At 70.2% G+C, this 18,584-nt stretch carries 16 protein-coding genes; 9 read left to right on the top strand and 7 right to left on the bottom strand.

What is annotated here, in order from left to right; translation table 11 throughout:
- Window positions 1-24: 24 nt before the first annotated feature.
- The 5 genes from trmD to ffh all read right to left on the bottom strand — a co-directional run bounded on the left by trmD (window position 25) and on the right by ffh (window position 6,685).
- On the bottom strand, window positions 25-816 hold the full coding sequence (gene trmD, locus H4F99_RS02605; RefSeq protein WP_182668179.1) for a tRNA (guanosine(37)-N1)-methyltransferase TrmD: 792 nt from the start codon (window positions 814-816) through the stop codon (window positions 25-27).
- Window positions 817-825: 9 nt separating this feature from the next.
- Window positions 826-1,341, bottom strand: coding sequence for a ribosome maturation factor RimM (rimM, locus tag H4F99_RS02600; protein WP_182668178.1), 516 nt, complete (start codon window positions 1,339-1,341; stop codon window positions 826-828).
- 44 nt (window positions 1,342-1,385) lie between these two features.
- Window positions 1,386-1,640, bottom strand: coding sequence for a 30S ribosomal protein S16 (rpsP, locus tag H4F99_RS02595; RefSeq protein WP_182668177.1), 255 nt, complete (start codon window positions 1,638-1,640; stop codon window positions 1,386-1,388).
- Between the two features lie 183 nt (window positions 1,641-1,823).
- Window positions 1,824-5,105 (bottom strand): S8 family serine peptidase, encoded by a 3,282-nt coding sequence (locus H4F99_RS02590; protein ID WP_246371206.1) that lies wholly within the window; start codon window positions 5,103-5,105, stop codon window positions 1,824-1,826.
- Window positions 5,106-5,317: 212 nt separating this feature from the next.
- Window positions 5,318-6,685, bottom strand: a complete 1,368-nt coding sequence (gene ffh, locus H4F99_RS02585) for a signal recognition particle protein (RefSeq protein WP_182668175.1) — start codon at window positions 6,683-6,685, stop codon at window positions 5,318-5,320.
- A 106-nt stretch (window positions 6,686-6,791) separates the two neighbouring features.
- Here ffh and H4F99_RS02580 point away from each other — a divergent pair, with 106 nt between their 5' ends.
- The 6 genes from H4F99_RS02580 (at window position 6,792) to purU (ending at window position 13,505) form a co-directional block, all read left to right on the top strand.
- Window positions 6,792-7,586 (top strand): cytochrome C assembly family protein, encoded by a 795-nt coding sequence (locus H4F99_RS02580; protein WP_182668174.1) that lies wholly within the window; start codon window positions 6,792-6,794, stop codon window positions 7,584-7,586.
- Window positions 7,587-7,764: 178 nt separating this feature from the next.
- Window positions 7,765-8,217 carry a MarR family winged helix-turn-helix transcriptional regulator gene (locus H4F99_RS02575; protein WP_182668173.1) on the top strand — a complete coding sequence of 151 codons (453 nt, stop codon included), beginning with the start codon at window positions 7,765-7,767 and terminating at the stop codon, window positions 8,215-8,217.
- A gap of 3 nt (window positions 8,218-8,220) precedes the next feature.
- Entirely contained in the window at window positions 8,221-9,672 is a 1,452-nt protein-coding gene (locus H4F99_RS02570; protein WP_182668172.1) for an efflux transporter outer membrane subunit, read from the top strand.
- 68 nt (window positions 9,673-9,740) lie between these two features.
- Window positions 9,741-10,952 (top strand): HlyD family secretion protein, encoded by a 1,212-nt coding sequence (locus tag H4F99_RS02565; RefSeq protein WP_425487987.1) that lies wholly within the window; start codon window positions 9,741-9,743, stop codon window positions 10,950-10,952.
- Window positions 10,953-10,961: 9 nt separating this feature from the next.
- A complete protein-coding gene (locus H4F99_RS02560; protein ID WP_182668170.1) occupies window positions 10,962-12,545 on the top strand; it encodes a DHA2 family efflux MFS transporter permease subunit in 1,584 nt (527 codons plus the stop codon).
- Between the two features lie 108 nt (window positions 12,546-12,653).
- The gene (gene purU, locus H4F99_RS02555; RefSeq protein ID WP_182668169.1) at window positions 12,654-13,505 is read left to right on the top strand and encodes a formyltetrahydrofolate deformylase; all 852 of its coding nucleotides are present in this window, start codon (window positions 12,654-12,656) and stop codon (window positions 13,503-13,505) included.
- A 9-nt stretch (window positions 13,506-13,514) separates the two neighbouring features.
- Here purU and radA read toward each other — a convergent pair whose 3' ends face one another.
- Window positions 13,515-14,921, bottom strand: a complete 1,407-nt coding sequence (gene radA, locus H4F99_RS02550) for a DNA repair protein RadA (protein WP_182668168.1) — start codon at window positions 14,919-14,921, stop codon at window positions 13,515-13,517.
- Between the two features lie 64 nt (window positions 14,922-14,985).
- Window positions 14,986-16,278 carry a nucleotide sugar dehydrogenase gene (locus tag H4F99_RS02545; RefSeq protein WP_182668167.1) on the bottom strand — a complete coding sequence of 431 codons (1,293 nt, stop codon included), beginning with the start codon at window positions 16,276-16,278 and terminating at the stop codon, window positions 14,986-14,988.
- A gap of 158 nt (window positions 16,279-16,436) precedes the next feature.
- On the opposite strand from H4F99_RS02545, the gene H4F99_RS02540 reads away from it, so the two are divergent.
- The 3 genes from H4F99_RS02540 to H4F99_RS02530 all read left to right on the top strand — a co-directional run bounded on the left by H4F99_RS02540 (window position 16,437) and on the right by H4F99_RS02530 (window position 18,510).
- Window positions 16,437-16,967, top strand: coding sequence for a phosphoglycerate mutase family protein (locus H4F99_RS02540; protein WP_182668166.1), 531 nt, complete (start codon window positions 16,437-16,439; stop codon window positions 16,965-16,967).
- A gap of 87 nt (window positions 16,968-17,054) precedes the next feature.
- Entirely contained in the window at window positions 17,055-17,915 is an 861-nt protein-coding gene (locus tag H4F99_RS02535; protein WP_182668165.1) for a pirin family protein, read from the top strand.
- A 139-nt stretch (window positions 17,916-18,054) separates the two neighbouring features.
- Window positions 18,055-18,510, top strand: coding sequence for a hypothetical protein (locus H4F99_RS02530; protein ID WP_182668164.1), 456 nt, complete (start codon window positions 18,055-18,057; stop codon window positions 18,508-18,510).
- Window positions 18,511-18,584: the final 74 nt, after the last annotated feature.

Here is an 18,584-nt window from a genome sequence, read left to right as displayed (position 1 = left end):
CATTGCTGAAGCCAATGCCAGCCGTCAGGCGTCCTGTTCAGGCGGCATCCCGGCACGGCCGTCCGGCAGCGGCTGTTCGCCGTCCTCACCCGCCCGCCAGGCGTCGAGCAGCTTCCGGTCCGCTGGCGACAGCGCGCGCTCGTCGATCAGGTCCGGGCGGCGGGACCAGGTCCGGCCCAACTGCTGCATGCGACGCCAGCGGGCGATCTCGGCATGGTTGCCGGACAACAACACGCCGGGCACGTCGCCGAGCGCATGGGCCACGGGTCGCGTGTAGTGCGGGCAATCGAGCAAGCCGTCCTCGAAACTGTCCTGGACCGCGGATTCGGCATCGTTCAAGGCCCCGTCCTGCAGGCGCGCGACGGTGTCGACCACGACCGCCGCGGCCAGCTCACCGCCTGACAGGACGTAGTCGCCGATCGACAGTTCCTCGTCGACTTCGGCGCGCAGCAGGCGCTCGTCCACGCCTTCGTAGCGCCCGCACAGCAACACCAGGCGATCGCTGGCGGCCAGCTCGCGCGCCTTGCGCTGGGTCAGGGGCGCGCCCTGGGGCGACATATAGACCACGCGTGCGGGGCGCGGATCCGCGGCACGGACCTCGCGCAGGCAGGCCCTCAGCGGATCGATGAGCATCACCATGCCCGGACCGCCGCCGAACGGACGATCGTCCACGCGCCGGTAATTGCCTTCGGCATGGTCACGCGGGTTCCAGCCTTCCAGCGTCAACAGCCCGCGCTCGATCGCGCGACCGGTCACGCCAAAGGCCGCGCACTGAGCGATGAATTCAGGGAACAGGCTGACGACGTCGATACGCATGACGCGGGCCTAGAAATCCGGATCCCAGTCGACGCTGACGGTGCCCGACTCGAAGTCGACGCCCGTGACGAACCGGGGCTGGACGAACGGGATCATGCGCTCGCGCGCCTCGTCGCGGACCACCATCACGTCGTTCGCGCCCGTGGCGAACAGGTGCGACACCACGCCAAGCACCGTGCCTTCCGCGTTCACCACGCGAAGACCCTCCAGGTCGACCCAGTAGTACTCGCCGGGCTTCGCCGGGGGGAGCGCGTCCCGCGGGACATGGATCTCGGTGCCGTGCAGCGCTTCGGCGGCGTCGCGGTCGAGCACGTCGGGCATGTGGCCGATCAGGTACTTCCCGCTCTCGCGCCCCCGTGCGCCGCGCAGCTCACGCTCGGATCCGTCGGGGAAACGCAGGATCCAGGGCTGGTAGCGGAACAGCGCCGAACGCGGCTCCGTCCAGGACTCGAACTTGACTTCCCCACGCAAGCCAAAGGCGCCGAGCACCCTGCCCAACAGGATGCGGCGCCCTTGTTCGCTCATGTGCGGAGGCGTGCAGGCGGGCCGCGCAGGCGCGGCCCGGCGGATCAGGCCGCGGCGGCCTTGACCGCGTCCTTGTACAGCACCGCGACCTTGTCGGTCAGCTGCGCGCCGTTGTCGATCCAGTGCTTGACGCGCTCGACGTTCAGCTCGACCGGCTTCTCGCCCCCGACCGCAACCGGGTTGTAATAGCCGACGCGCTCGATGTTGCGACCATCGCGGGCATTGCGGCTGTCGGTGACGACGACGTGGTAGAACGGACGCTTCTTGGCGCCACCGCGCGCCAGACGGATCTTGACCATGCTGTTTCCTTTGTTGCCCAGCCGCCAGGATGGCGGGGTAAGCCGGCAAGTATAGTCCAGCCCGCGGCCGAACGGAATCAGCGCGCAGCCCGAAACTGAACCGTAGCTACGCAAACGGGGCGCCCTGGGGCGCCCCGCATGCCTGGAACCGGGGCGGCGGGCAAGGCCCGCGGCCCCACGGCGTCAGGGCGTGACCGTCAACCTGACCGGGACGCTCGCCACCGGCTGGCTCGGGTCATTGCTTGCGAAGCAGGCCCGTGCGGTGTGCACGCCCGGGGCGAGACCCGCACTGTTGACGCTCAACAGCACCGGGGTATCGAAGCCCCCGTAAAGTCGTCCACTGGACGGCAGGGCCGTGCCCAGCCACGACGCGCCGCAGGCGTACTGCGCATTGACCTGGAACGCCATGCCCGGATTGAGCGGCGAGGTCGGCCCCCAGGTACCCCCTGCCTCGGGGGACACCACGACCTGGGCCTGGCTGCCCACGCCCTGCTGCGACTGGTACCACGCCCAGCGGCTCGCGTAGGGAATGGTGACCCGGACATGCAGCCAGTACGTGCCCGGTGGCAGGGTGACGTCGTGTCCGGCAAGCGTGGGATCGAACTGCAGCCAGCCGTCGGTGAGGCCAATGCCCGGCCCGTTCATGGGCGAGGTGAAGGTCCACAGCGCCGCTTCGGGCGACTGGAGCGGGTACCCGGCAGGCGTACCGCCGGCGTCGGCGAAGATCGACCAGGTGACGCTGGATGCCGTGGTCAGCAGGTTGGCACCGCCCACCACGAAACCGCGTGCCGCGAGGAAGTCCACCTTGCCGGTTTCACCGACCACGAAATCATCCGCGGTGTAGATGCCGGTCTGGAAGTCCGGGTAGAAACCGCTCGCGGTGCCCGTGGTCACGCCTTCCGACCCCGATGCATGGACGACGTCGCTGACGCTGCCGCCGCTCTGCCGGCTCCATTGGAGCCAACCGCCGCCTTCGTTGCCGACCTCGAGCCGGGCCACGCCACGTCGACCGGCCTTGAGCGAGAGTTCGACACCCTCCATCGGACTGAAGCCGATGCGCGGCTCCGGCACCGAGACCGCCACCGGCATGTGCAGCGTCGCCACGTGCGGCGAATGGCTGACCGGCTCGAGCACGACCTTGCCGAAGTTCCAGCTGGCATCGGCCGGCAGGTCACGCGCATCGACGATGACCGTCAGCTTGACCTCCTTGCCACCCTTCACCTGGAACAGGGCCGGCCAGACGATGCCCTTCACGCCTTCCAGCCTCGCGTGCCACAGCACGTTGGGCTTGCGGACGCTGCGCAGGGTCCGGGTAAAGGTGCACAGGCCCACGCAGCGCTGCTCGGCCATGCTGGGCAGGTTCAACGTACTCGTGTCGCCCCCCTCGACCGGGTTCGCCGCGATGTAGTTGGCGGTGGTCTCGTCCATCACCAGGCCTGCACGGGCGGCATCGCGCACATGGACGCGGCCCGCGCCCATCGCGAAGGCGTCGGCCGGCGTCGTACCGTCTTCGATGTAGACCTCTTCATTGGCCGTCATCATCAGGGCGGACTTCAGCTCGGCCGGGGTCCAGGTGGGATTGAGCTGCTTCAACAGGCCCGCGGCGCCCGCGACGTGCGGAGACGCCATGGAGGTGCCGCTCTTCAGGCCCACCAGTTCCTCGAACCCGTCGATGGTGGTACCCGCGTCGGCGGCGAGCACGGCGACGCCGGGCGCGGTCACGTCCGGCTTGACGAGCTCGTAGTTGGCGGGACCGCGCGAACTGAAGGCCCCCAGCACGTCGGGGGTGTTCGCGACGGCCTGCGCCGGATAACCGATCCCGGCCGTCGCGGACACGCCGGCGGCGAAGTCGCGCACCGCGTTGCCGTCGTCCTGGGTGATCGCGAAGGCGGGGATGTCCGTGTCCGGCACCGACGGGCTGAGCGCGCCGGCCGCGTTGTTGGCGATCACCACGGCCACCGCGCCGGCGTTCGACGCGCTGTTGGTCTTGATGCTGAACGAGCAGCCGCCACGCCGAACCAGCGCGATCGCGCCGGCGAACGTGCCCGCTGGATAGGCCGCGCAGCCATCGGCGCCACTGTCGAAATCGGGTGCGACCACGAACGGCGTCGAGCCCGGGATCGCGGACTCATGCGCCACGCCGTTCGCACCTGGCGTCAGGATCACGCTCTGGAGCGGGGCCGGCACCGCGCCGGGACCGGTCATGGACAGGATGAACTCGTATCCCTGTCGGCCATGCGTGGCCGCGGCGACCGTGGTGACCCAGGGCTCGTGGTGGCCGAGGGTCCCGGCGTCGGGCCCGGAATTGCCGGCGGATGCCGCGACGAAGATGCCGGCATCCGCGGCACCGAGGAACGCCTGGGACACGGCCTCGCTCCAGGGCGACGTGCCGCCACCGATGGAGAAGTTGATGACGTCCACGCCATCCGCCACGGCCTGGTCGATCGCGGCGGCGGAGGACACGTTCGGACACAGCCCGTTGCCATCGCTGAGCCGCGTGTAGCAGACGTCATAGGCGATGATGTTGCCCCGCGGTGCAACGCCGGAAATGCGCACCTGGGCGCCCCGGAAATCGACGGTCCGCGGGTTGCCCGCGATGGTCGACGCCACGTGCGAACCGTGGCCGCTGGTATCGCCGAAGCTCGGCTCGTCGCGATAGGCCGGGTTGCTGCAGGCATTGCCCGGCGCGCCGCACACGAAGTCATACCCGCCGATCAACTTGTCGTTGCACCGGCCCTCGTCGATCCCGCCCGGCGCACAGGTGCCCAGGTAGTTGCCCGACCCGAGCGGGTTGACGTGGACGTAGCCGTCCGGGGACTCCGCGGCGAACGAGGGGCTGCCGAAGTTGATGCCCGAATCGACGACGCCGAACACGATGCCCTCGCCGCGCGCACCCGGCAGGTTCGGCGTGCCCGGCAGGGTCTGTCCAGGCGGGAGGCCGCTGCCCCCGCTCCAGACCTGGTCGGCACCGATGCGTTGTGGCCCGGCATCGGTATCGAGCTCGTACTCGCGATACGGCTCCACGAACGCCACCTCGCCGAGGTTGGCGACCGCGGCCGCCTCGTTCACGGTCAACTCCGTGACCACGCCATTGAGGGCGTGCTGCATGCGCTTGCGCACGTGGAGGGAGCGCCCCAGGACACGACCCGCCCGGGCTTCGTGCTCGCCCTGCCGGCGCGCCAGGTCGGCCACGTAGGCGCGTGCTTCGCGACTGGCGGCATCGATGCGGCCCGAGCCGTCACCGGTGCGACGCGGCTTGGGGATGCCCGCGACGTCGCCTTCGTAATTGGCGAGCGCCGGCTCCCTGTAGCCGATGATGTAGATCTGGCGCGGGCCGTTGTCGGGCTCGGAGGCCGCGGGCCTCGCGGGCGATACCGGAGCGGCAGCGCCAGGCGTGCTCACGCCTGCGGCGGCCACGAGCACGGCCGTGCCCAGCACGACGCCCAGTCGGGTGCTTGGAAGCATCTGGACTCCCCTCATGATGCGGACGGATCACCGCGGGCCACTGGTGCCCACGGCAGAGATGGTTACGACTGCTGTCGCCTCTCCCCTGTCCATCTGCCACCGCGTCCATTCACATGCGGGGACCTCGCGCCGAAGCGTGCGCGATGTCGCAAATCTAGGTCAGCGCCCGCGCCGCTGCAACGACCGTCCGTCGGCCCGGGGCCAGGCGGTCCTCAGCGGAACGGCATGCCGCCGCGGCCGCCCATCATCCCGCGCATGCCGCGCATCATGCCCTTCATGCCGCCGCGGCCCAGCTTGCCCATCATCTTTTCCATCTGCTGGTACTGCTTCATCAGCTTGTTGACGTCGGCGGGCGTGACCCCTGCCCCACTGGCGATGCGCTTGCGGCGCGAGCCATTGAGCAGCGCCGGGTTGCGGCGTTCCTTGAGCGTCATCGAGTTGATGATGGCGACCATGCGCGGCACTTCCTTGCCCGTCACCTGGCTCTTCACGTGGTCGGGGATCTGGCCCACGCCCGGCAGCTTGTCCATCAGGCCGGACAGGCCGCCCATGTTCTGCATCTGCTCGAGCTGCTCGCGCATGTCGTTGAGGTCGAAGCGCTTGCCCTTGGCGACCTTCTCGGCGAGTTTGCGCGCCTTGTCCTGGTCGACCTGCTGCTCGACCTGCTCGACCAGCGACAGCACGTCGCCCATGTCGAGGATCCGGCTGGCGATGCGGTCCGGATGGAACACGTCCAGGCCGTCGGGCTTCTCGCCGACGCCGATGAACTTGATCGGCTTGCCGGTGATGTAGCGGACGCTCAGCGCGGCACCGCCACGCGCATCGCCGTCGGTCTTGGTGAGGACGACGCCGGTCAACGGCAGGGCCTCGCTGAAGTGCTTCGCCGTGACCGCGGCATCCTGGCCGGTCATGGAATCGACGACGAACAGCGTCTCGACCGGCTCGACCGCGGCATGCAGGGCCTTGATCTCGGCCATCATCGCGTCATCGATGCTGGTGCGGCCGGCGGTATCGACGATCAACGCATCGACGTAGGACTTGCGCGCGTCGGCGATCGCAGCGCGGACGATGGCCTCCGGCTTCTGGTCGGCGCTGGACGGGAAGAACAGGACATCGACCTGTTCGGCCAACGTCTTCAGCTGCTCGATGGCGGCCGGGCGATAGACGTCGGCCGACACCACCATCACCTTCTTCTTGCGGCGCTCCTTGAGGTGCTTGGCCAGCTTGGCGACGGTGGTGGTCTTGCCCGCGCCCTGCAGGCCGGCCATCAGGATCACCGCCGGCGGCGTGGTGGCCAGGTTGAGGTCCGACGCGGTGGCGCCCATCACCGTGGTCAGCTCGTCGCGCACGACCTTGATCAGGGCCTGGCCCGGGGTCAGCGACTTCAGCACTTCCTGGCCGACCGCACGCACCTTGATCCGCTCGACCAGGGCCTGCACGACGGGCAGGGCGACATCGGCCTCGAGCAGCGCGATGCGGACCTCGCGCAGCGACTCGCGGATGTTCTCCTCGGTCAGGCGGCCACGGCCACGCAGGCGCTCGATGGTGCCGGAGAGGCGCTGGGTCAGGGATTCGAACATCGCGGTACGGCCAAAGCGGAAGACGGTCGCGAATTATAGCGTCGCACCCGCCCACGCACCGTCGGGGCCTTGCGTGGCCGGCGCGTGGCTGTGCGACACTCCCCCGATGACAATCGTTCTCATCGCCATCGTCGCCTATCTCGGCGCCGCCGGCCTGCTGTTCGCCGACCTGCGCCGCGGCGGTCGCCGGCCGGCGCCACGCCCCTGGTGGTGGCTGGCGCTCGCCGGCACCCTGCTGCATGCCGGTGCACACCTCGTCGCGTGGCGGCAGACGGGCCACACCGACCTGCACTTCTTCGCGGCGCTGTCGCTGGTGGGGCTTGGCATGGCCATGTTGACCACGCTGTTCGCCGCACGCGACCGCATGGCCGCACTCGGGGTGGTGGTGTATCCGCTGGCGGCAGCGGCCCTGGCCAGCGACTTCCTGCATGCGCCGGGGGTGCCGCGCGGGCTGGACTGGCGCCTTCAGTTGCACGCGTGGCTGGCACTGCTCGCGTACGCCACGCTGGCCGTGGCGGCCCTGCTGGCGATCATGCTGTGGCTGCAGGAGCGGGCCCTGCGCCGCCGTGACATCCACGGCTGGTTGCGCGCGCTCCCGCCACTCGTCGAGCTTGAATTCCTGCTGTTCCGGACGATCACGGTCGGGTTCATCCTGCTGACGGCGACGTTGCTCACCGGCATGCTGTTCGTGGAGGACCTGTTCGCCCAGCATCTGGTGCACAAGACGGTGCTGAGCGTGCTGTCATGGCTGGCGTTCGGCGGCCTGCTGGTCGGCCGCTGGCGACACGGCTGGCGCGGCACCAAGGCCGTGCACTGGACGCTGGTGGCGATGGCCCTGCTCGTACTGGCCTTCTTCGGCAGCAAGTACGTCCTTGAATTGATCCTCGCCCAGTCCCGCTGAAAGCCGCGGCTGCTCGAGCGTCCGCCGGGCGCGGGGTCTCCGGCACGCATCGCTGAACACGCCTCCCGGAATCCGGCGGCCCCAGTCTTGCTCCCGAAACGCAGCGTCCTACGGGTGGCACCCTCATCTCTAATTAATTGCCTTTACAACTATTGCGCGGGCGAGCAAAATGGCGGCCATGAACCCGCCCTCCTCCCCTTGCAGCGGTTCGACGCTGGGCCTGCTGTTCCGCCAGGTCCGCGACGCGATGTGGGCCCGCATGGCCCATGAGCTGGCCCGCGCCGGACACGACCTCAGCTTCAGCCAGTACATCACCATCAAGCGGCTCGCCGATGGCCCGGTCGGCGCCACCGAACTGGCCCGTACCGCCGAGCTCAACCCCGGCGCGATGACCCGCCTGCTGGACAAGCTCGAGGCACGCGGCGTCCTCGTCCGCAATCCCCACCCCGACGACCGGCGCGCCCTGGTGATCGAACTCACCCCGGCCGGCCAGTCGCTCTGGCAGGACGTCAACGCATGCGGTCGTCGCGTGCGCGAACGCGCCCTGCACGGACTTTCCGGACCCGAGCGCGACCAGCTGCTGTCGCTGCTCGCCCGGGTCCGAGACAACCTCAACGACAGCGGAGCCTGAGCCATGACCCGCACCCTGCGCCCCTTCACTGCCACGCTGCTGTCGGCGGCCCTGCTCGCCGGCTGCGCCAGCACCGGCGGGCTGGCGCCGGCGGGCACCTTGACGGACCCCGATACGCTGGCCGCCGGCCGCTCGCTGTCGGCCCATGCCACCTCCGACGCCGACTTTCCGTCGACCGCCTGGTGGACGGCCTTCGGCGATCCGCAGCTCGATGCGCTGGTCGAGGAAGCGCTGGCCGGGGCGCCGAGCCTGGCAGTGGCGGATGCCCGCCTGCGCCAGGCGACGGCCCGCGCGGGCCTCGTCGATGCCGACCGCATGCCCACCGTGGGCGCCTCGGCCGCCTACTCGGGGCTGAGGATCGGCGAGACCGTCGCCCCCGAGCCGCTGGGCGGCAGCTATGCGGGGGTCGAGATGCTGAGCCTCCGCTTCGAGCACACCTTCGATGTCTGGGGGCGCAAGCGCGCCGAGTGGGACGCCGCGATCGGGGAGGCCCGCGCGGCTGACATCGACGCGCAGGCCGCGCGGCTGACCCTGGCGTCCCAGGTCGCGCGCACGTATGTCGCGCTGGCCGAAGCCCATGAGGCGCTCGACGTCGCCGAGGCGGAGCAGGCACGCGCGGAGCGCCTGCAGGCGCTGGCGGGGCAGCGGGTCGCCGCCGGCCTCGACAACCGGATGCAGCTCAAGCGTGCCGAGAGCGCGGTCGCCGCCGCCGCGGAACAGGGCCAGGCCGCCCGCCAGCGGATCGACGCCACCCGCAACGCGCTGGCCGCCCTGCTCGGTCGCGGGCCGGACCGCGGCCTCGCGATCGAGCGCCCCGCCCTGCTGCAGGCCCCGGCGCCGCGCATCCCCGCGCTGCTGCCCAGCGAGCTGCTCGGCCACCGGCCGGACATCGTCGCCGCACGCTGGCGCGCCGAAGCGGCCCAGCGCCGCATCGATGCCAGCGAGACCGCCTTCTACCCGACCGTCAACCTGACCGCGATGGTGGGCCTGGCCTCGGTCGGCCTCGACGACCTGTTCCGCGAAGAAGCGGGCCTGGTCCAGGGCGGTCCCGCGATCAGCCTGCCGATCTTCGACGGTGGACGCCTGCGCGCCCAGCTCGATGCCAGCGACGCCGCCTTCGATTTGGCCGCCGCCGACTACAACGGCCGGCTGGTCGAAGCGCTCCGGCAGGTCACCGATGCCCTGCAGGGCGCGCGCGCGCTTGAGCAGCGGATCGCCACCGCGACCGTGGCACGCGATGCCGCGGCGGAGGCCTGGACGATGGCGACGCAACGCTACGAGGCCGGCATCGGCACCCAATTGGACGTGCTGTCCGCGCAACAGCCCCTGCTGCAGCTCGACCAGCAGCTGGCCTCGCTGCGTGCACAGCGCGTGGTGGCCGCCATCGACCTCGACGAAGCACTGGGCGGGGGGCTGCAACCGCTGCCGCCCGACGCCACCGCCGACGCCCACTGACCCGACTCCGCACCATCGCCGGCCGCGCCCGCGCCGGCACAGCCCAGGACACCCCCATGACACGCGAGATCAACCCCGCCGCCAGCGCCGCCACGACGCCGGCCAAGGCCTCCTCCAACGGAAAGCGCAAGCGCGCCCTGGCCATCGTCGCCGGCGTCGTGCTGCTGTCCGGCGCCGCCTGGTCGGCCTGGTACCTGTTGCACGGCCGCTGGCACGAGACCACCGAGGACGCCTACGTCCAGGGCGACATCGTCAGCATCACCCCGCAGACCGTCGGCACGGTCGTCGGCATCAGCGCCGACGAGGGCATGAAGGTGAAGGCCGGGCAGGTCCTGGTGCAACTGGATCCCGATGATGCCGACGTCGCCTACGACGCCGCGCTGGCGAACCTCGCCGCCACCGTGCGCCAGGTCCGCGGCCTCTACAGTGCCGTCGACGCCGGCCAGGCCGACCTGCGTGCCCGCCAGGTCGCCGTCGCCCAGGCCCGCGCCGATGTCACGCGCCGCGCGGGCCTGGTCGCCTCGGGTGCGGTCTCCGCCGAGGAGCTGGCCCATGCACGCGACCAGCTGGCCGCCGCCGAAGCGGCGATGTCCGCCTCGCACGGCGAGCTGGCGCGCAACCGCGCCCTGGTCGACGCGACCGAGGTCGCCAGCCAGCCACAGGTCCAGGCCGCCGCGGCGCAGCTCCGGCGCGCCTGGCTGGACCGCCAGCGCTCGGCCATCCTCGCGCCGATCGACGGGTTCGCCGCCAAGCGCAGCGTGCAGCTGGGCCAGCGCGTGCAGCCGGGCACGCCGCTGATGACGGTGGTGCCGCTGGACGCGCTGTGGATCGAAGCCAATTTCAAGGAGACCCAGCTGGCCCGCATGCGCATCGGCCAGCCGGTGACGGTCCACACCGACCTCTACGGCGACGCGGTCGAGTACGACGGCCGCATCGCCAGCCTCGGCATGGGCACCGGCAGTGCGTTCTCGCTGCTGCCCGCGCAGAACGCCAGCGGCAACTGGATCAAGATCGTGCAGCGCGTGCCCGTGCGCATCGAACTCGACCCGACGCAGCTGGCCGAGCATCCGTTGCGCCTGGGCCTCAGCACCCATGTCGACGTCGACCTGCACGACCAGGACGGCGCGGTCCTGGCCGAGACCCATGCCGAGGAACTGGTGCTGGCCACCGACACCTACGCGCACCAGCTGGCCGAGGTCGACGCGGTGATCCGCGGGGTCATCGAGGCTAACCTCCCCGCAGGCGCGCGCCAGGACGGCGCCGAGCGCGACAAGGGCTGATGCCGCGCCATGTCCGACCTCGTTGAACAGGAGGCCGCCGCCGGCCTGCCGGCCACGCCCGATCCCCCGAAGGCCTTCGCGCCGCCCAACCATGCGTTGACCACGATCGGCCTGGCGCTGGCGTCGTTCATGCAGGTGCTCGACACCACCATCGCCAACGTGTCGCTGCCGACCATCGCCGGCAACCTCGGTGCCAGCGCCAACCAGGCCACCTGGGTCATCACCTCGTTCGCGGTCAGCATGGCGATCGCGCTGCCGCTGACCGGCTTCCTGACCCGGCGCTTCGGCGAGCGCGCGCTGTTCACCTGGTCGACGATGGCCTTCGTGGTCGCCTCGCTGCTGTGCGGGCTCGCCGGCAGCATGGAGTTCCTGGTCGGCGCGCGCGCCCTGCAGGGCTTCGTCGCCGGCCCGATGTATCCGGTCACCCAGGCCCTGCTGATCTCGATCTACCCGCCGCACAAGCGCGGCCAGGCGATCGCCCTGCTGGCGATGGTCACCGTCGTCGCGCCGATCGCCGGACCGATCCTCGGCGGCTGGATCACCGACAACTACAGCTGGGAATGGATCTTCTTCATCAACGTGCCGATCGGCATCTTCTCCAGCCTCGTGGTGGGACGCCAGCTCAAGGGCCGCCCCGAACGGCTCGAAAAGCCGAAGATGGACTACATCGGCCTCACGACGCTCGTGCTCGGCGTCGGCGCCCTGCAGGTGATGTTGGACCTGGGCAACGACGAGGACTGGTTCAACTCGACGCTGATCGTGTGGCTGACCATCGTCGCGGTGGTGGCGCTGGTGGTGTTCGTGATCTGGGAGCTCACCGAGAAGGACCCGATCGTCGACCTCCGGCTGTTCCGGCACCGCAACTTCACCAGCGGCACCATCGCGATGGTGCTGGCCTATTCGGCTTTCTTCAGCGTCGGCCTGCTGGTGCCGCTGTGGCTGCAGCGCAACCTCGGCTACACGGCGATCTGGGCGGGGTTCGCGACCGCGCCGATCGGCATCCTGCCGGTGCTGCTGACGCCGCTGGTGGGCAAGTACGGCACGCGCATGGACCTGCGCTGGCTGGCGACGCTGGCCTTCATCGCGATGGCCTTCACCAGCTTCATCCGCGCGGGGTTCAACCTCGACGTCGACTTCCAGCACGTCGCCTGGGTGCAGCTGGTGCAGGGCCTCGGCGTGGCGCTGTTCTTCATGCCGGTGCTGACGATCCTGCTGTCTGACCTCGAGCCGCACGAGATCGCCGCCGGCTCCGGCCTCGCCACTTTCGTGCGTACCCTGGGCGGCAGTTTCGCTGCCTCGCTCACCACCTGGGCCTGGAACCAGCGCGGCACCGTGCACCACGCGCGGCTGACCGAGCACATCCAGGCCGCCGACCCCGGCATGCTGCAGACGGTGACCACGCTCGGCCAGGGCGACCTGCAACGCGGTGCCGTGGTGATGAACCAGATGATCTCGCAGCAGGCAATGCAGATCGGTTTCAACGAGATCTTCCACCTGCTCGGCATCCTGTTCCTGCTGGTGATCGGTTTCGTCTGGATCGCGCGCCCGCCGTTCACCGCGAAGGTGGGTGGTGCCGCGGCCGGTGGCCATTGAGGTGACGGGTCGAGGCAACGGGCCGAGGCGATTGGTTGCGCCGGAAATTTTCGCGGATCGCGTATTGGGCTATACAGGGCGCCCCCGTCGCCCCGTCGTCCGCCGCGCATGCCCGAGTACGCCCTCACCCTGTCCTGCCCCGACCGCCGCGGCATCGTCAATGCAGTGACGGGCGTGCTGCTGCGCCACGGCGGCAACATCCTCGAAGCGCAACAGTTCGACGACGTCGAGAACAGCCGCTTCTTCCTGCGCTGCGTGTTCACGCTCGCAGACGGGGGGTTCGACGCCTTCCGCGATGAATTCGGCCCGCTCGCCCGCGACTTCGGCATGGACTGGACCGCGCGCGACCGCGGCGTGCCGCGCCGGGTGATGCTGCTGGCGTCGAAGTTCGACCACTGCCTGGCCGACGTGCTCTACCGCTGGCGCACCGGCGAACTGCACATGGACGTGACCGCGGTCGTCTCCAACCATCCACGCGAAACGTACAGGCACCTGGACTTCGACGGCATCCCCTTCGTGCACCTGCCGCTCGCAAGGGGCCAGAAGGCCGCGCAGGAAGCCGCGCTGTGGTCGAGGATCGAAGCGACCGGCACCGAGCTGGTCGTGCTGGCGCGCTACATGCAGATCCTCTCCGACGACCTCGCCGGCAAGCTGGCCGGACGCTGCATCAACATCCACCACTCCTTCCTGCCCAGCTTCAAGGGCGCGCGCCCCTACCACCAGGCCCACGCACGCGGGGTCAAGCTGATCGGCGCGACCGCGCACTTCGTCACCGCCGACCTCGACGAAGGTCCGATCATCGAACAGGACACCCAGCGCGTCGGCCACCAGCACACACCGGACGACCTCGTCCGCATCGGCCGCGACATCGAGCGCCAGGTGCTGGCGCGCGCACTGCGCAACTGGCTCGACGACCGCATCCTGCTCAACGGCCACAGGACGGTGGTGTTCACCGCCTAGCGTTGCCGGCTAGACAGCCTCCAGCGCGTCCGCCAACCGCTCCACCGCGATCACCTCCATCTCGCCGACCCGGCCGGACTTCGGCGCGTTGGCGCGCGGCACGATGGCGCGCTTGAAGCCGTGGGTCGCGGCCTCCTTCAGGCGCTCCTCGCCGTTCGGCACCGGGCGGATCTCGCCGGACAGGCCGACCTCGCCGAAGGCGACGGTGCGGTCGGGCAGCGGGGTATCGCGCAGGCTGGACAGCACCGACAGCAGCACTGGCAGGTCGGCGGCGGTCTCCTGCACGCGGATGCCGCCGACGATGTTGACGAACACGTCCTGGTCGCCGACGCCGACGCCGCCATGCCGGTGCAGCACCGCCAGCAACATCGCCAGCCGGTTGCCCTCCATGCCGACCGCGACGCGACGCGGGTTGGACAGCGGCGACGCATCCACCAGCGCCTGGACTTCGACCAACAGCGGGCGGGTGCCCTCGCGTGTGACCATGACGCAGCTGCCGGGCTGCGGCTCGCGGCTGCCCGACAGGAAGATCGCCGACGGGTTCGGCACCTCCTTCAGGCCCTTGTCGCCCATCGCGAACACGCCCAGCTCGTTGACCGCCCCGAATCGGTTCTTGAACGCGCGCAGCACGCGGAAGCGGCTGCCGCTCTCGCCCTCGAAGTAGAGCACCGCGTCGACCATATGCTCGAGCACGCGCGGGCCGGCGATGCCACCCTCCTTGGTGACGTGGCCGACCAGGAACACCGAGGTCCCGGTCTCCTTGGCGTAGCGCACCAGCCGCGCCGCGCTCTCGCGTACCTGGCTCACCGAGCCGGGCGCCGCGGTCAGCGACTCCGTCCACAGCGTCTGCACGGAGTCGGCAACGATCAGCCGCGGTCGGACGTCCGCGGCCTGTTCGAGGATCCTCTCGATGCCGGTTTCCGCCAGCGCGTTGACGCCGTCCAGCGGCAGGCCGAGGCGCGCGCCGCGGCCAGCGACCTGCGCCAGCGACTCCTCGCCGGTGACGTAGAGCGACGGCAGTTCGCCGGCCATCATCGCCACCGCCTGAAGCAGCAGGGTGGACTTGCCGATGCCGGGGTCGCCGCCGACCAGCACCACCGCACCGTGCACCAGCCCGCCGCCGAGCACGCGGTCCAGCTCGCCGATGCCGGTCGAGACCCGCTCGGCCTCGGTGTGGGTCACGTCCTTGAGCGCGGTCACCTTCGGCGGGTCGACCTTGCCGGCCCAGCCGGCGCGCCTCGCGGGTGCAGCCTTCGCCACCGCCGTCGCCGGCTCGACCACGAACTCGCTCAACGCATTCCATGCACCGCATTCGGCGCACTGGCCCTGCCACTTGCTGTGGTCGGCGCCGCATTCGGTGCACACGTAGGCGGTGCGGGCCTTTGCTTTTCCGGGCTTGGGCGGGGCGATGGACATGCGGGCACGACGCGGAATCGAGGAGCCGTCACTGTACCCGGCCCACGTCGCAGGCCGCGAGACTTCACAACCGGCCGTCGACCCCGTCCGCCCCCAGCACCGACTTGACGTCGTACACCACGCAGGTTGCCTTGCCATGGGCACGCACGCCGTCCAGCCCGACCGCGAGGAACGCCGCGTGGGGCACTGCGAGCACCACCGCGTCGTATGCGTCCATCGCGGGCGCCTCCACCAGATCGATGCCGAGGTGCGCGCGCGCCTCGGCCGGGTCGGCCAGTGGATCGTGGACATCGACGTTCGCATGCGACGCCTGCAACTCCCGGACGATCTCCCCGACGCGCGTGTTGCGCAGGTCCGGGCAGTCCTCCTTGAAGGTCAGGCCCAGCACCAGGATCCGCGAATCGACGACGTGGATCCGCTTGCCCGCCATCAGGCGCATTACCTGGTGCGCCACGTGCAGGCCCATCCGGCTGTTGATCCGGCGCGCGGTGAGGATCAGCTCCGGGTGATAGCCCAGCACCGTGGCCTTGTGGGTCAGGTAATAGGGGTCGACACCGATGCAGTGGCCGCCTACCAGCCCCGGGCTGAACGGCAGGAAGTTCCACTTGGTCCCGGCCGCATCGAGCACGTCGCGGGTGTCGATGCCCATGGTGTTGAAGATCATCGCCAGCTCGTTCACCAGGGCGATGTTGACATCGCGCTGGGTGTTCTCGATCACCTTCGCCGCCTCGGCCACCTTGATGCTCGGCGCACGATGCGTGCCCGCTTCGATGATCGAGCGATACAGCGCATCGACGAAGTCCGCGGTGGCAGGCGTCGAGCCTGAGGTCACCTTGGTGATGGTCGCGAGCCGCCGCTGGCGGTCGCCGGGATTGATCCGTTCCGGGCTGTAGCCGCAACTGAAGTCGACATTGAAGCGCAGGCCCGATGCCTCTTCGAGGATCGGCACGCAGACTTCCTCGGTGGTGCCGGGGTAGACGGTCGATTCGTACACCACCACGTCGCCGCGCTTGAGCAGACTCCCGACCAAGCGGCTCGCCGCCTCCAGCGCGCCCAGCGCCGGGCGGTTGGCTTCGTCCACCGGGGTCGGCACGGTGACGATGAACACGTTGCAGGCCCCCAGTGCGGCCGGGTCGGTGCTGAACCGCAGCCGCGTCGCCGCCCGCATTTCGCCCGCGCCGCATTCGCCGGTGCGATCGCGGCCCTCGTCCAGCTCGGCGACACGGGTGGCATCGATATCGAAACCGACCGTCTCGACACGGTGCCCGAACGCGATCGCCAGTGGGAGGCCCACGTAGCCGAGGCCCACCACCGCGATGCACGGCGTGGACGGAAGCGGCGGAACGGATGGGGTCATGGTGTCTCCAGGCGGTGTCCGGGTGTGGGCCGGGCGCGCGGCCCGTCCCGCCATTGTGAACAGGCCGCACGGATTCGGCAGTACCCTGAGGAGGCGGATCGGCTTTCCGCGACCCTCGTCACACGCCTTCCACCGCTCCACGCCCAAGGAACCCGTCCATGCGCCTGCGCCCCGCTCGCGTCGTGCTGTTCGCCCTGCTCCTCGTGCTCGTGGGAGCAGCCTGCGCGGCGAAGCCGGGCAACGACCCTTCTGCGTCCCTGCGCTTCGTCGTGGTTCGCCACGCCGAAAAGGCGCCCGCCCCGGCCGACGATCCCGCGCTGACCCCTGAGGGCGAGGCGCGCGCCGCACGGCTGGCGGCATCGCTGGCGAATGCCCCCCTCGTGGCCGTCTACGCCACCGACTATGCACGCACCCGCGACACCGCCGCCCCCAGCGCGGCGGCGCATGGCCTGGCCGTCACGTCCTACGACGCGCGCGAACCCGCCGCCGCCTTCGTGGCGGGCCTGCGCGCCCGCCACGAAAGCGGCACGGTGCTCGTCGTCGGCCACAGCAACACCGTGCCGGGGATCGCCGGCGCGTTGTGCGGCTGCGCGGTGGCGGCCATGGACGAGAGCGAATACGACCACCGCTTCATCGTCGACATCGACGCCTCGGGCGCCGCCACCCTGGTCGACCGCCCGCTGCCCTGAGCGGGCGCAACGCAGCGTCGCGCCACCGGCACGGCGTTTTCGCCCGGCCGGTGCCATGCTGGGCACCCCCGGCACCGGAGCGCAGCGATGACCGTGATCGTCAGTCCCCGCATCCATGACCTCGGCGGCTTCCAGGTCCGCCGCGCGGTCCCGTCGATCCAGGCCCGCAGCGTCGGGCCCTTCGTCTTCGTCGACCACATCGGTCCGGCCGTGTTCGAACCCGGGACCGGCATCGACGTGCGCCCCCACCCGCACATCGGGCTGGCCACGGTGACCTTCCTGTGGTCGGGCCGCATCACCCACCGCGACACGCTCGGCAGCGTGCAGGACATCAATCCCGGCGACGTGAACTGGATGACCGCCGGCCGCGGCATCGCGCATTCCGAGCGCACGCCCACGGTGCTGCGCGAAGGCGAGCACCCGCTGCACGGCATGCAGACCTGGGTCGCCCTGCCCCGCGGCGACGAGGAAGCCCCGCCCTCGTTTTTCCACCACGCCGCCGCGACCCTGCCCGAACAGCGCGGCGATGGCAGCTGGCGGCGCATCGTCGCCGGGCGCGGCTTCGGCGAGGAATCGCCGGTGCGGGTGTTCTCGGACACCCTCTACGTCGCGATCGACCTCGAGCCCGACGCGGAACTCGCCCTGCCCGCCAGCCACCCCGAGCGCGCGCTCTACGTCCTTGAGGGCGAGGCCCAGCTGGACGGTGCCGACATCCCGGACAAGCACCTGGTCGTGCTCGACCGCGGCACCGCGCCCCGGCTGCGAGCGAAGACGCCCCTCAAGGCCATGCTGCTCGGCGGCGAACCGCTGGACGGCCCGCGCCACCTGTGGTGGAACTTCGTGTCCAGCTCCAAGGAGCGCATCGAGCAGGCCAAGGACGACTGGGAGGCCGGGCGCTTCGGCGAGGTGGTCGACGACGACGAGCGGATTCCCCTGCCCCGGCGTTGATCCCGTGCGGCGGGCGCGACGGGGCAAACTGGTCACAGGCGAAACAATATCCCGTTCAGTTTGTCAATCCCCCGAAGTTGCTATATGGTCGGGCCGTGGGAGTCAAGCCGTAACTGGCGGCAAAATCAGGGGGTATCCGATGAACACGTCACGTATCGCCTTGGCGATGGGCCTGCTGGCAATCGCCACGTGGGGACAGGGTCACGCGCAGGACGCAGCTGGCGGTTGCCCGATGCTGCCGGCGAGCACCGGCCTGAGCTGGGAGTACAGCCAGGCGGGCGACGCCGACTTCTGCCGTGCATTGCGCGCCGATGGCAGCGAAGCCTTCGGCATGTACATCGCGGCGAAGCCCGCATTCGAGCCCAAGCGCGGTGATCGCGAGGAAGAGAGTCGCATCGACGGCCACGAGATCCACTGGTATCGCACCGAGCTGGCCGGCAAGCCCGACATCGTCGCGCGCGAGACGCTGGTGAAGGCCGGGCCGGACCGCATGGCGCACATCTGGATCCAGGCCGAGGACGAACAGCGGCTGCAGCAGGCCATCGGCGCCGCCGAGCAGCTGCAGTTCAATCCCAGCCAGCTCAGCAGCAACTAAGCACGACCTTTCGACGCGCCGTCCCTTGGGGCGGCGCGTTTTCGTGCGCGCACGGCCACGCTCCGCCGTCCTTC

The organism is Marilutibacter penaei, from assembly GCF_014145395.1.
In the GTDB taxonomy this organism is placed as follows: Bacteria; Pseudomonadota; Gammaproteobacteria; order Xanthomonadales; family Xanthomonadaceae; genus Marilutibacter; species Marilutibacter penaei.
The sequence above is the reverse complement of the archived record's forward strand: the minus strand, read 5'-3'. Positions and strand labels throughout refer to the sequence as shown.